Source organism: Staphylococcus sp. FSL W8-1207, from assembly GCF_038003745.1.
GTDB lineage: Bacteria > Bacillota > Bacilli > Staphylococcales > Staphylococcaceae > Staphylococcus > Staphylococcus equorum.
The window spans coordinates 1-13,839 of the sequence record NZ_JBBOPU010000005.1; the positions used below are offsets into that span (position 1 = coordinate 1).

At 34.2% G+C, this 13,839-nt stretch carries 13 protein-coding genes and 1 riboswitch; of the genes, 5 read left to right on the forward strand and 8 right to left on the reverse strand.

Translation table 11 applies throughout. The features are described from left to right. The coding region (locus tag NSR03_RS14010) for an ATP-binding cassette domain-containing protein (protein ID WP_340719248.1) at positions 1-290 on the reverse strand (290 nt) is incomplete at its 3' end. A 208-nt stretch (positions 291-498) separates the two neighbouring features. On the opposite strand from NSR03_RS14010, the gene NSR03_RS14015 reads away from it, so the two are divergent. From NSR03_RS14015 to copZ, 3 genes are all read left to right on the forward strand, one after another. Then, positions 499-1,950, forward strand: a complete 1,452-nt coding sequence (locus tag NSR03_RS14015) for a SulP family inorganic anion transporter (protein ID WP_002506621.1) — start codon at positions 499-501, stop codon at positions 1,948-1,950. 180 nt (positions 1,951-2,130) lie between these two features. Further along, complete coding sequence (locus NSR03_RS14020) at positions 2,131-4,515, forward strand: heavy metal translocating P-type ATPase (protein WP_069813600.1); 2,385 nt, start codon at positions 2,131-2,133, stop codon at positions 4,513-4,515. A gap of 56 nt (positions 4,516-4,571) precedes the next feature. Next, positions 4,572-4,778, forward strand: a complete 207-nt coding sequence (gene copZ, locus NSR03_RS14025) for a copper chaperone CopZ (protein ID WP_002506619.1) — start codon at positions 4,572-4,574, stop codon at positions 4,776-4,778. Positions 4,779-4,872: 94 nt separating this feature from the next. Here copZ and NSR03_RS14030 read toward each other — a convergent pair whose 3' ends face one another. The 5 genes from NSR03_RS14030 to NSR03_RS14050 form a co-directional block, all read right to left on the reverse strand. Beyond that, on the reverse strand, positions 4,873-5,877 hold the full coding sequence (locus NSR03_RS14030; protein WP_021339753.1) for a D-lactate dehydrogenase: 1,005 nt from the start codon (positions 5,875-5,877) through the stop codon (positions 4,873-4,875). 20 nt (positions 5,878-5,897) lie between these two features. Next, positions 5,898-7,055, reverse strand: coding sequence for an aminotransferase class I/II-fold pyridoxal phosphate-dependent enzyme (locus NSR03_RS14035; protein WP_021339754.1), 1,158 nt, complete (start codon positions 7,053-7,055; stop codon positions 5,898-5,900). Between the two features lie 63 nt (positions 7,056-7,118). After that, positions 7,119-7,227: riboswitch (SAM riboswitch) on the reverse strand. 136 nt (positions 7,228-7,363) lie between these two features. Then, positions 7,364-8,101 carry a transglycosylase family protein gene (locus NSR03_RS14040; RefSeq protein ID WP_069813602.1) on the reverse strand — a complete coding sequence of 246 codons (738 nt, stop codon included), beginning with the start codon at positions 8,099-8,101 and terminating at the stop codon, positions 7,364-7,366. A 528-nt stretch (positions 8,102-8,629) separates the two neighbouring features. Then, positions 8,630-9,673, reverse strand: coding sequence for a PTS transporter subunit IIC (locus NSR03_RS14045; protein WP_002506615.1), 1,044 nt, complete (start codon positions 9,671-9,673; stop codon positions 8,630-8,632). A 203-nt stretch (positions 9,674-9,876) separates the two neighbouring features. Next, a complete protein-coding gene (locus NSR03_RS14050) occupies positions 9,877-10,305 on the reverse strand; it encodes a 6-pyruvoyl trahydropterin synthase family protein (protein ID WP_021339756.1) in 429 nt (142 codons plus the stop codon). 138 nt (positions 10,306-10,443) lie between these two features. Between NSR03_RS14050 and NSR03_RS14055 the strand changes: the two genes are divergently transcribed. Together NSR03_RS14055 and NSR03_RS14060 are read left to right on the forward strand one after the other, a co-directional pair. Further along, positions 10,444-10,797: a DUF488 domain-containing protein gene (locus NSR03_RS14055; RefSeq protein ID WP_002506613.1), complete on the forward strand. Its 354-nt coding sequence runs from the start codon at positions 10,444-10,446 to the stop codon at positions 10,795-10,797. Positions 10,798-10,801: 4 nt separating this feature from the next. Beyond that, on the forward strand, positions 10,802-11,464 hold the full coding sequence (locus NSR03_RS14060; protein ID WP_236582977.1) for a DNA-3-methyladenine glycosylase family protein: 663 nt from the start codon (positions 10,802-10,804) through the stop codon (positions 11,462-11,464). Positions 11,465-11,866: 402 nt separating this feature from the next. On the opposite strand, the gene NSR03_RS14065 is transcribed toward NSR03_RS14060, so the two are convergent. Both NSR03_RS14065 and NSR03_RS14070 read right to left on the reverse strand, forming a co-directional pair. Beyond that, positions 11,867-12,448: a M23 family metallopeptidase gene (locus tag NSR03_RS14065; RefSeq protein WP_021339758.1), complete on the reverse strand. Its 582-nt coding sequence runs from the start codon at positions 12,446-12,448 to the stop codon at positions 11,867-11,869. A 202-nt stretch (positions 12,449-12,650) separates the two neighbouring features. Then, entirely contained in the window at positions 12,651-13,589 is a 939-nt protein-coding gene (locus NSR03_RS14070) for a nucleoside hydrolase (protein WP_021339759.1), read from the reverse strand. Positions 13,590-13,839 lie beyond the last annotated feature (250 nt).

Genomic DNA, 13,839 nt, shown 5'->3' on the forward strand with positions numbered 1-13,839 from the left:
AATACACTATAGTTTTGAAAAATAAAACCTATCTCTTTTTTACGAAAATCTGCTAACGCCTTGTTACTCATGTTATTTATTTTGTTACCGTTAATTTCAACTGTGCCACTCGTTATATAATCAATAGAACTTAAGACGTTTAAAAGTGTTGTTTTACCAGAACCTGAAGGCCCCATTATGGTAACAAATTCACCCTTTTCAATTGAAAAATCTATCCCCTTTAATACTTCTTGTTGCTGATGTCTGTTACCGTACTTTTTTGTTAGTCCTTCTACTTTTAATATCGACATGTTTGTTCACTCCTCGTCATCTTTTTCTCTATATAACTATCATAGCTAATTAATTTTTTCTTTTCGTTTGATATAACTAACAAAAAGCTATTTTTAAATGACAACTTTGTCACTTATATGAAATTTAGTTGCTTCTATTTTTCTAAATCTACACTTCTGTCATATGATATAATAGTCTAATTGAATTTTAAATAAGGAGTACAAGAAGATGTTAAATAAACTTAAACGAGAATGGCTCACTGCTCCGGGCACCAATATCGTAGCTGGTATCCTTGTGGCGCTTGCACTCATTCCTGAAGCCCTCTCATTCTCTATCATTGCCGGTGTAGATCCTATGGTCGGTCTATACTCTTCATTTATTATAGCAGTTGTTATTTCTTTCGTTGGTGGTAGACCAGCAATGATTTCAGCAGCTACAGGTTCTGTTGCCTTAGTCATTGTGCCATTAGTAAAGGACCATGGCGTTCAATATTTACTGGCAGCAACAATTTTAATGGGTATTATACAAATTATATTTGGTGTGTTAAAGGTAGGACGTTTAATGAAGTTCATCCCAAACTCTGTCATGATTGGTTTCGTCAACGCTTTAGCCATTCTTATTTTCATGACACAAATCAAGCATATATTTGGTATATCAATACCTACATATTTATTTGTTATTACTACACTACTAATTATTTACTTATTGCCACGCGTATTCAACAAAATTCCCGCGCCACTTATCGCAATTGTTGTACTTACTATTGTCTACTTAGCGACTGGCGCAAAAGTCGAAACTGTTGGTGATTTAGGTCAAATCACACGTTCATTGCCACAATTTTTCATTCCTGATGTGCCATTTAACTTAGAAACATTACAAATTATTTTGCCTTATTCTTTATCTATGGCGATTGTTGGACTTGTAGAAAGTTTATTGACTGCACGTATCGTAGACCAAGCAACTGATACGTATAGTAGTAAAAATAGAGAATCACGTGGACAAGGTATTGCCAACTTTATTACAGGGTTCTTTGGTGCTATGGGTGGCTGTGCTATGATTGGTCAATCCGTAATTAATGTACGCTCTGGTGCAACAACACGTCTTTCTACTTTTACAGCTGGTGTATTTTTGATTGTTTTAATTATCGTGTTTGGGGATTGGGTCGTTCAAATTCCTATGCCTATATTAGCTGGTATCATGATTATGGTATCTGTAGGAACGTTTGATTGGCATTCATTCCAATTTATGAAAAAAGCACCACGAACTGATGCGTTAGTCATGGTACTCACTGTAGCTATTGTACTATTCACGAGTAACCTTGCCTTAGGTGTTATCGTTGGTGTCATTGTAAGTGCCCTTTGTTTTGCTACAAAAATTTCAAATGTTACTGTAGATTACGAAGAAGTCGATGAGACAATTCACTACAAAATCAAAGGCCAAATTTTCTTTGTCTCTATAGATTCTATGATGAATCAACTTGATTTGGAATTACGCAATAAAATAATTTACTTAGATTTTAGTCAAGCTCACTTATGGGACGATTCCGCAGTGAATGCGATTGATACTTTAATAGAAAACTATCATAAGAAAAAAAACACAATTTATGTACAACACCTCAATAAAGACAGTCGTAAAATTGTTTCAGAATTAAGTAAAGTAAACAAACAACATCTTTTATAAAATATGAATCTATGAGATTGAAATATCGGTAAGTTTTTAAAACTACGCCCTTATTTCAATCTCTTTTTTCAAACGTAAAAATTGACTTTTATACCTAGTGGGGGTATATTAAAAATATAGAAATTAAAAAACGACTCTGTCACCAATATTTAGTTACATGTATGAAAGGAGGTTCACTTCATGGCTGAAAAGAAAAAAACGACTTTAGGTATCACCGGTATGACTTGTGCCGCGTGTGCAAATCGTATAGAGAAAAACTTAAATAAAATTAATGATGTAGACGCCACTGTAAACGTTACAACTGAAAAAGCAACGGTTGCTTACAATCCTGAATCGACAACGATTGATGACCTTACGCACTCCATTGAAAAAACAGGTTATGGCGTCTTAACTGAAAAAGCAGAACTCGATGTTATAGGCATGACTTGTGCCGCATGTTCGAATAGGATTGAAAAAGTATTAAACCGTGACGCTGGTGTTGAACATGCTAATGTCAATTTAACTACTGAAAATGCAACGATTGCTTATAATCCAGAAATGACTTCTATTGATGATTTGATTAAAAAAATTCAAAAAATAGGTTATGATGCAAAACCAAAACAAGCAGCCAGTGAGAAAAGTTCGCAAAAAGAACAAGAGTTAAAACACAAACGCACTAAACTTATTATTTCAGCAATTTTAGCAGCACCCTTATTGCTTACAATGTTTGTACACCTTTTTGGTATGCAAATTCCTCATATCTTTATGAATCCATGGTTTCAATTTGCATTAGCAACACCTGTTCAGTTTATAATCGGTTGGCAATTTTATGTAGGTGCCTATAAAAATTTACGCAATGGTTCTGCCAACATGGATGTGCTTGTCGCCTTAGGTACAAGTGCCGCATACTTCTATAGTTTATACGAAATGATAAAATGGCTAAACCTTACAAATTATACACCGCATCTATATTTTGAAACGAGTGCAGTACTAATCACATTGATTCTTTTTGGAAAGTATTTAGAAACGCGCGCAAAAACACAAACTACAAATGCTTTAAGTGAATTGCTCAACCTTCAAGCAAAAGAAGCACGCGTGTTACGTAATCAAGAAGAACTTATGATTCCATTAAACGAGGTTGTCCAAGGCGATCACCTTATCATTAAACCTGGTGAGAAAATACCTGTAGACGGTAAAGTCATTAAAGGAACCACTTCTATAGACGAATCTATGTTAACTGGTGAATCTATACCAATTGAGAAAGTTCAAAATGATAACGTCATCGGTTCCACAATGAATAAAAATGGGTCTATTACAGTAGAAGCAACTAAAGTTGGCAAAGACACAGCGCTCGCTTCAATTATTAAAGTTGTAGAAGAAGCACAAGGATCTAAAGCACCTATTCAACGTCTTGCTGATATTATTTCTGGCTATTTTGTACCGATTGTAGTTGGCATTGCTTTACTCACATTTATTGTATGGATTACACTCGTACAAACAGGACAATTCGAACCAGCATTAGTTGCTGCAATCGCAGTACTCGTAATCGCCTGCCCTTGTGCACTTGGGTTAGCTACGCCTACTTCTATTATGGTAGGTACTGGAAAAGCTGCCGAAAACGGTATTCTTTTTAAAGGTGGCGAACATATTGAACGTACACACCAAGTCAATACTGTTGTATTAGATAAGACAGGTACAATTACAAATGGTAAACCCGTAGTCACTGATTTTGATGGTGATGATAAAGTGTTACAACTACTCGCAAGTGCAGAAAAAGGTTCTGAACATCCTTTAGCTGAATCTATTGTGAACTACGCTAAAAAGAATCACATTCCATTTTTAGAAGTAGCACATTTCGAAGCGATACCAGGTCACGGTATAAAAGCGACAATTGATGGTAAATCATTATGTGTTGGTAATCGCAAATTTATGATAGAAGAAAACATTGCAATAAACAGTGCTGAAACACAATTATCACGTTTTGAACAAGATGGAAAAACAGCGATGATGATTGCCATAGATAGCGAATTAAAAGGAACAATCGCTGTTGCAGACACTGTTAAAGCTTCAACAAGTGAAGCAATTCAGCAACTTCATGATTTAGATATTGAAGTCGTGATGCTCACTGGAGATAACGAACGTACTGCACAAGCTATTGCAAAGCAGGTAGGCATCGACACAGTAATCGCCGAGGTATTACCTGAAGAAAAAGCCTCAAAAATTGTAGAGCTACAAGATCAAGGCAAGACAGTAGCCATGGTTGGTGATGGTGTCAATGATGCGCCAGCACTTGTACAAGCAGACATTGGTATAGCAATTGGTAGCGGTACAGAAGTTGCTATCGAAGCTGCTGACGTTACAATTCTTGGCGGCGATTTATTATTAATTCCGAAAGCCATGAAAGCTAGTAAATCAACAATACGCAATATTCGTCAAAACTTATTTTGGGCATTTGGTTACAATGTAGCTGGTATACCGATTGCCGCATTAGGGTTACTCGCACCATGGGTTGCCGGCGCTGCAATGGCGTTAAGCTCTGTGAGTGTCGTCACTAATGCATTGAGACTTAAACGCATGAAATTATAATTCATTTTTGAAATAATCATGATAGAGACATTCATTATTTTAAGGAGGTGATTTGTATGACTGCAGAAACAATTAAAGTAGAAGGCATGAGTTGTGATCACTGTAAACAAGCAGTAGAGTCAGCACTTACTAACCTTGATGGTGTTACAACAGCAGATGTTAACCTTGAAGAAAATAATGTTAAAGTAGATTATGATGACAGCAAAGTCGAAATGTCTCATATGAAAGAAGCAATTGAAGACCAAGGTTATGATGTAAAATAAATGAATAGCACACAAATATAGTGGACGCCTCATCTCTGATGCGCCCACTTTTTTTTATTGTTTATATTAATTTTAATACTGAGTTAAAAACCCTTTATAATGTATTAACACGGAGGGCTGTATCACCAGTGTTCAATACTTCTAATGTTGCATTTAGTGCATCCACAATTAAATTTTCAACTGCTGCATCTGTATAAAATGCAATATGAGGAGACAGTATAACATCTTGTCGTTCAATTAATTGAGTTAAAATATCATCTTTAAGTTCAGTGCCTCTTTGATCACTAGGAAACAATCCTTTCTCACCCTCATAAGTATCAAGCGCTGCACCTTTTAACGTTCCATTATCCAAAGCTTCTATAAGTGCACTTGTCTTTACAATAGAACCACGCGCACAGTTGATAAACACAGCGCCCTTCTTAAATGCTTTGAATAAATCTTCGTCAAATAAATAGTCATTTTCTTTACTACCTGGAATATGTACAGTGACAATGTCTGCATCTTTTACAACTTCAGTCACACTATCTTTATAAGTTAAATATGTTTGGCATTGTTCATTCGGTTCAATATCATATGCCACAACTTCCGCGTCAAACCCTCGAGCAAAAATTTTTCCTACAATAGAACCAATGCGTCCCGTACCGATTACAGCGACTTTTAAATCTCTGATAGAACGTGATAATATCGCTGGTTGCCATCTGAAATCATAAGTTGCTGTTTTTTGTTGAATATCATTATAATTACGAATTAAATTAAGTGCTTGAGAAACTGTATACTCTGCAATTGAATGTGGCGAATACGAAGGTACATTTGAAATAATCAAGTTATATTTTTGAGCTAAATCCAAATCATAACTATCAAAACCTGCACTACGTTGTGCAATTTGTTTAATGCCAAAATCATGTAATTTTTTATATACTGTTTCATCTAATGGAATTTGCTGTGATAAAGATAAACCATCAAATCCTTCTACTCGATCTACTGTGTCTAAAGTAAGTAAATCTTTATCTAAATCAACCTCTACTTTGTATTTTGTTGCCCATGCTTCTATGTAGGGAATATCTTCTTCACGCACGCCAAAAAGTTTGATTTTTGTCATCTAAATTCACTCCTATTTTATTATTGATAAAGATATTTAAGCGATTGAATACGTTCTGCTGCTTCCAACAATGCTTGATCATCAAGTGCCAATGAAATACGTACATAGTTACGCCCATGTTCACCAAAAGGTATGCCAGGTGCAACAAGAATAGATTGCTCTTGTAATAAATAGTCAACAAACGTTTCACCATCGTATTCGGGCGGTGTTTTCAACCACAAGAAAATGCCACCTTTCATCGGTTCAAATGGTATATCCACTTCATTAAGTTTTGCTTCAAATTGATTTCTACGTTTTTTAAAAGTTTCATTTTGTTCTTCTAAAAAATCATCATAATGATTCAATGCATAAGTAGCTGCATCTTGTAACGCACCAAACATACCAGCGTGTGTATGTGATTGGTATTTCTTTAAGGCTTGTATTATATCTTTATTCCCTACTGCAAATCCCACTCTAAATCCTGACATGTTGTAACCTTTAGATAAGGAAAAAATTTCTACTCCCAAATCTTTCGCACCTTCAGATTGCAACATACTGGGATTCTTACCATCAAAACCAAATGCACTATATGCAAAATCATGAACAATTTTAGTTTTCGTATTTTTAAATTTTGCAACAGCTTCATCAAATACAGCCTTTGTAGCCACTGAGCCAGTTGGATTATTAGGATAAGTTAAATAAACTAGACGTGTATTAGCTAGCACTTTTTTATCTACTTTATCCCATTCAGGTAAATAATATGGTGGTTTAAGTACCAATCGCTCAGGTTGTGCATCAGCCAACATCACCCCTGCCAAATAGTCTGTATAACCAGGATCCGGTAGCAATACATTTTCTCCAGGATTAACGATACATGTTGGAAGCGCTACCAAACCATTCTTCGTTCCATATAAAATACAAACTTCATCTTCTATATCTAATTCTACTTGGTACTGCCTTTCATAAAAATCTACAATTGCTTGTTTCAAGCTATCTTTACCGTGAAATGCTACATACTTCTGATTCTCAGGAAGACGTATCGCATCAGCGAAACAATTAATAATACCTTTTGGCGTTTCGCCATCAGGGATACCGACTGCCATATTGATTAATGGTAAAGGCCCATGTTCAACCTTTTGCCCCATTGTTTTACCAAAGTAACTATCAGGAATTTGTGCTAATCTATCTGAAATTGACATTAAAAAGTCCTCCTATATAAAAAAACTATATACCCAATGAAGTGGCATATAGTTTTCACATGTCACCTATCTATCAAGTCATGTCACTTGTTGGAAGTAGCACAGTACTTACGACATAAGTCTGCTGCTGAAGTCTCATAGGGCCAAATCCCTCAACTTCTCTGGATAAGTTTTCATTTATTTAATTAGCTTTAATTTTATCAGAATATTCACCCTTGTCAATAAACTTTAAAGTATAAAAAAAGAGTGACTACTAAGAGCCACTCTTTCTTTTTATAATTAAATCATTATATTGTGTGCTTAAAATCTTACCATGCAACCCATGCGCCAGCACCTTGAGATTCGTAAACCTCAACTGCTTTATCTATTTGATCTTGAACAGACATACCAGCATGCTCACCATGACCTAATAATTGGAATAATCCGTATGCACCTGATGAAGCGTTAACTGCGTTTGCATTTCCGCCACTTTCACGTTGGATAACACCTTTCCATTGTGATGCTGATACACCAGTACGTTCTGCCATTTGTTGCGCTACTGAATCAATGCTTGATGTATTTGTAGTAGTTGTACTTGTTTGTGTAGTTTCAACTTTTGTAGTAGTTGAAGCTTTTGTAGTAGTTGAAGCTTTAGGAGCTGCAACTGGTTTTACGTCAACATTATTTGATTGTTGTTGCGTACTTACTTCGCTTGCTGATTTTTCGTTAGTATTAGTAGTTGCTTGTGTGCTAACGTCTTGAGTTGTGTTTGTAGAAACGTTAGAAGATGCAGTTTGAGCACCTGCTACATCATATTCCCATGACCATGATTGACCGTCTGAAGTGAATGTATATTCATAACCGCCTAATACAAAATCATAGTTGTATGCACCAGCGTGTAATGGTTTTTCATTTAATTCTGCAGCATTACTTTGTGGTAATTCAGCTAAATGCGCTTTGTCGATGCTTTCTTCTGAAGCGTGAGCTTGATTGTTGTCTGCTGTTGCTGCGTATCCTGTTACACCTAATGCTACTGCTAATGATGATGCTAAAATTGTCTTCTTCATAATTAAAAAATCCTCCATTTAAATCTTTTTAAGTAAAATTATATTTTCGTTAATTAAATTATCCTATGTACTTCAAGCAATTAATTTTTATGTGTTATTTTTTCGCCACAAATAATATACCATAAATTTCGTTCAATTATATTACACTTAGATAACAAAACGTTACAGATACAGCTTCTCTTTGTAATATTGAAATATAACCGTTTTGTTTTGTAACGCTCTAAACAAATAAAATATACTTTTCATATATCTCTAAATGTTATTATATTGAGCTTCACGTCAATTTTCATACTAATTTTTTATATAGTCTGAAATATTACAAAACCATCTACTGTTACCCAACTGTAAAATTAAAATTCAACATAAAAATTATAATTTTGCGCGAAACTTGCACTGATTTTTGTCAAAATAAAAAAAGACCACTGTTATGTGGCCTTTTAGATTGTCTAACTGTATTTTCAAAAAATCAATTTAACTGTTAGTTTATTACAAATCGTTACTCATTTCATATCCAAAACATATAACATTTTATGCTAAGAATTTATAAATGTTACTATCATACAGTTTTAATACCTTCATATAAAAAAGATTAATTAAGTACCCCATAATAAATGGAACTACAAAGAACGTGATAAATACTAATAATAAATTCATTAATATCGAGTCTTCCATAAATTTAAAGGCACTAATTGGCCCTACAAGCCCGATAATACCAAATCCGGCTGACTCTTTAGTACCTTCTATACCAATAAGCCCACCTACAAACCCTGTGATAAGTGCGTTTGTAAAAATCGGTAATAAAATAATAGGATGTCTTACCATATTCGGTATCATCATTTTAACGCCACCTAAGAAAATCGTTATCGGTACGCCTGGTCTATTCATTTTCATTGTGCCTGCAACAAGTACACCTTCACATGCTACGATGCCAAGCGAAGCAGAACCAGCTGCTAGACCACTTATACCTATGGCTAGAGCTGTAGCCACAGTCGATATCGGTGAAATAATTATGAAACTGAATGCAAGTGCAATAAGCATAGACATTAATATAGGTTGTAATTCTGTAAATGAATTTACTAAATTACCTATACCTGTAGTAATCATTTGTATGTATGGCAGTATGAGTACGCCTATTAATGCAGCCAAGCCTCCAACAATTGTTGGTAAAATAATTAGCGTTAAACTACCAAAACGTTCTCCTACTATTAATATAAAAAACACTGCAATTGCTGCAGTAATCATTGTATTGATTAAATCCCCAACGCCTACAAGCATCCATACACCATCTTTGAATTGTGCAACCCCACTACCAACAAATGCCGAACTTGCAACTACTGCTGTAGCTAATGGCGTTAGATTGAAGCGCATTGCAATCAATGCTCCTACAAGAAGTGGTACTGTAAATTGTATACTTTCGACAACTTGTAACATTGTTTCGAATATTGGATACTTTGGTGAAAGCAACTTAAATAATTCACCTAAAATTGCATTTGGAATCAGACCTGCAACAATCGCTATTGCTACACCTGATAATACATTATTTATAAATTGTTTCGGACTGACTTTCATCATAGCAGTTCCTCCTAAGTTGTAATAATTACTAATATATCACATTATCTTAATTTTCAGAATATTTATTTCGTATTTAATTTTTAAAAATAATCTAGTAAAACAGCAACTAAAAAAGCCCACAGATAACGATTAAGTAATCTATCGGCTATTAATTATATATTTAGTTGGTTTCTAATGATTTTTAGTTTCTTCCATAATAACTTTTATTTTTCCATTAATTCAGAAGTTATTACGAGTCCTTGTGTTTCAGTTTCAAAAAATTCTAGTTTTTGCAGTTTATTATTTTCTGGTAATAAGCGATCAAATTGTTCCCAAATCCAAAAAGCGATATTTTCAGCTGTTGTATTCATATCCGGCAATGTTTCGTTCACTAATTTTCCGTCTAAATAAGGTGCAATTTCTTTTTTATATAACTTATCAACTTCATTAAAATCCATTGCTAGACCATAATCATCAATTGCAGATAAAATTTCAATGTTGAATTTGTATAAATGATTCTCTAAATCTTTGTGAAATTTTTCAGTGAAATAAATACGATTGTTACATGTAAATTCATAATAGTTTTTTATACATACATCGTTATCTCGATATTTGAATTGTTGAGGTGGTTGCACATTATCGAAATTTGTCATTGAACTCACTCCTATTTCTCTCTTTGTATCTATATACCCTTTCTCTTTCTTCTATAATTAAAGTAATTATGTTTTTCTATATTCATTATAGGTAATTAAGTATTGTAGAGATATTTATTTATAGAAAGGATGAATGCTATGACTATTCACATTCAAAGAATTTATGATAAAGAACAAAAAGATGGTGTGCGTATACTTGTAGACCGCGTTTGGCCAAGAGGTGTATCTAAAGAGGATGCAAATTTAGATTATTGGTTAAAAGAACTTGCGCCTACATCTGAGCTAAGAAAATGGTTCGATCATGATCCTAAATTGTATGCTGCTTTCAAAGAAAAATATGAAAAAGAATTACGTGAAAATGACAATCAACAAGAAGCATTTAATGAACTTAAAGAAATCAAGTCTAATACTAAAAAAGATATTATTTTATTATTTGCAGCTAAAGATGAAGAGCATAACCAAGCTGTCGTACTGCAAGACTTGCTAAAATAAGGTGGTGTTAGAATTGACCTCATGGAATATTCATGTACAAGATGACTGTGTTCAACAATTAATTAAAAAAGATGCAACATTAGCATTACTTATTAAAAAAGTCGGCAATCTTCAAATCAATATTCGTCCTAACCCATTAAAATCTTTAATTCGCTCTATAATAGGACAACAAATCACGGTAAAAGTGGCCGCATCTATTTTCGAACAGCTAACAGATGCTATCAATGATGAATGGACAGTTGATAAACTGTCAAAAATTGAAGATACGCAAATGAAATCCTTTGGTTTATCTAAATCTAAAATTAATTATATTCATAATTTAGTAACACATATACAACATGGAAAACTAGATTTAGAAAATTTACACAAGTTAAGCAACGATGAAGTTATTCGTACGTTAACTGAAGTGAAAGGTATTGGGCAATGGACTGCCGAAGTTTTTTTATTATTTACATTACAGCGTCCAGATGTTGTCCCTGTTCATGATGTTGGTCTGCAAAGGTCAGCGCAATGGTTGTACGGTACAACTAAAGCGCAGCGAAAAGCACAGCTTGCTTTATGTTCTGAACGTTGGAAGCATTGTGCATCTATTGGTGCGTTCTATTTATGGGAAGCCATACATCAAGATTATTTAGCTTACGCTTCCATACATGACATTAATGACTAATGTGTATACAGAAAGCTTTGCTAACTGCAAAGCTTCATAATATCGACAAAGCCTACGACTTTGTTGGCATTTTTTGTGCACGTTTCCCCGGGGACAGCCTCAGCCTGTAGTCTCCAGCTAGTGCTTTTCCCGCAGGAGTCTGCCCAAATCACTGCCACTTTTTAAAATAATAATAATATAATCAATCATTGTTTGAAATTATGTAAAGACAAACGCAAATAAAATTGAATCTATAACTAAATTAGAGAAAAGATATTCCCTACATTTCCAATCATAATTGGCCATTGAAATTAATGAACAAAGATTGTCTCAAGGAAAAACATCTAAAAAAAATCAAATGCCTTTACAGCATTTGATTTGTCTACGTTCTGAGCTTTAGCAACATATTACCAAAACTTTTTATTATTTTTTATATAAACTTTTTTCGCCATCAGGTAGTTTTTCTATAAATGATTTAGGATCTTCGGCATACGTATTACCTACGCCACCATTCATTCTTTGGAAATGAAGATGAGCGCCTGTGGTTTGTTCGCCAGTATTGCCTGAAAGTGCAACGACATCGCCAGCTTGCACTTTGTCACCTACTTCAACCTTATAATCATTTAAATGCATATACCATTGATGATACTGACCATTTGCTTCCGAAATTTGTAAGACTTTCCCACCTAATTCGTTATTAAATGTGCGTGTTACCGTACCGTCTGAAGCAGCTTTTATAGGCGTATCTTCAGGTAAATGATAATCTATACCATAATGTTTACCATCAAAATTACTTCTCTCGTATTCACCAAATGTTTCTGTTTCTCTACTTCCATCAAATAACATGCTAAATGAGTTACCATTATCTTCATCAGTCTCATTACTGCTTTCTTCTGTAAAAGTTTTATTCATACTGTCTTGAATGTCGTCTATGTTAATAATGAGTAGTGTTAACGGAACTATAATAATAATAAGTAAAACAATTGTTTTTATCGTATTTTTCACTATTCAAATCACCTTTATTATATTTAAGTTGTGATATATTAGTATACTTTTTATAGTTTTGATACGCTAATCATACAGCTTGAAAACGGCTCATACTTTAGTTTGATGTCACAAAAAAGTCATCGTATATTGTTTATACAATGACTTTTTCATTCAACTTATTTCAGATTATGCTTCAATGACCCTAAAGCTATATATTATTTTAAGCACTATAACTTCCAAGCATATTTTCCATTAGTTTCCATACGCTTTCTACATCCACTGCAGTAGCGAAATAAGCATTTTTTTCTTTATGCGTAATATCATTTAAATCGACTGCCATCGTCCCATATGTAAGCGGACTTTGGTGTTCAATATCTATGTGTGTATGTTGCATCGTAAATAAGTCTGGCTGTAATAAATACAAAATTGTACAAGCATCATGTATTGGGCCACCATCCATATTAAAATGTGTTTTATATGTTGATTTGAAAAACTCTAAAAGTTCAACGACAAAATTAGCAATTTGATTGTCGATACGCTTAAATCGATTAATGACTTCATCCGTTGCCAATACTTGGTGTGTGACATCTAGCCCAAATACATTAATTGTCACTCCACTATCAAAGATTCGTTTCGCCGCTTCAGCATCTACCCAAATATTGAATTCCGCGTTAGGCGTCCAATTACCAAATGTGCCGCCGCCCATAATTGTTATAGAATCGATATATTGCGTGATGCTTGGATCTTTAATTAATGCAGTTGCTATGTTAGTTAACGGTCCTGTAGCAACAATGGTAACTGGTTCTTTACTTTGCTTTAATGTTTTAATAATGACGTCAGCAGCATGATCTGGTGTGGGTTTAAGAGATGGCACTTCAGGTAACTTCGGACCATCCAAACCAGTATTGCCATGAATTTGGGAGGCAAATGAAGCTGGCTTAATTAACGGACGTGTTGCACCAACTGAGACATTGATATCTCCTCTTCCCATAACTTCGAGCACATTCAATGCGTTCTTTGTATTTTTTTCAACAGATTGATTACCTGCCACTGTAGTTACTGCTAAGACATCAAGTGAGCTATTTTTTGCACCAGCTAAAATTAAAGCAATTGCGTCATCATGTCCTGGATCACAATCCATAATAATCTTTTTAGTCATATGCTTCACTCCAATCAAAATATTTTAGATATGTTGCTCATTTCAAATCTCAAAACTAAAACAATAGCTAATACTGAAAGTTCATTCAAAAATTCGCTATAACAAGAATCTTCTACGTAAACCTTACTGTATTCTAATCCTCCAATTCGAAATCTTGCCACATTTCTATCATACTACTTTTTAATATAGTAGTAACAATATTAACTAATCAATATTCAAACCGAAAACCATAGTAATAAACCAATTATGA

Coding starts and splice junctions, on each gene's coding strand:
- NSR03_RS14045 (WP_002506615.1), bottom strand. CDS start 9,673: ATGATGAAAGTCAGTCCGAAACAATTTATAAATAATGTATTATCAGGT.
- copZ (WP_002506619.1), top strand. CDS start 4,572: ATGACTGCAGAAACAATTAAAGTAGAAGGCATGAGTTGTGATCACTGT.
- NSR03_RS14055 (WP_002506613.1), top strand. CDS start 10,444: ATGACTATTCACATTCAAAGAATTTATGATAAAGAACAAAAAGATGGT.
- NSR03_RS14020 (WP_069813600.1), top strand. CDS start 2,131: ATGGCTGAAAAGAAAAAAACGACTTTAGGTATCACCGGTATGACTTGT.
- NSR03_RS14015 (WP_002506621.1), top strand. CDS start 499: ATGTTAAATAAACTTAAACGAGAATGGCTCACTGCTCCGGGCACCAAT.
- NSR03_RS14040 (WP_069813602.1), bottom strand. CDS start 8,101: ATGAAGAAGACAATTTTAGCATCATCATTAGCAGTAGCATTAGGTGTA.
- NSR03_RS14070 (WP_021339759.1), bottom strand. CDS start 13,589: ATGACTAAAAAGATTATTATGGATTGTGATCCAGGACATGATGACGCA.
- NSR03_RS14050 (WP_021339756.1), bottom strand. CDS start 10,305: ATGACAAATTTCGATAATGTGCAACCACCTCAACAATTCAAATATCGA.
- NSR03_RS14030 (WP_021339753.1), bottom strand. CDS start 5,877: ATGACAAAAATCAAACTTTTTGGCGTGCGTGAAGAAGATATTCCCTAC.
- NSR03_RS14035 (WP_021339754.1), bottom strand. CDS start 7,055: ATGTCAATTTCAGATAGATTAGCACAAATTCCTGATAGTTACTTTGGT.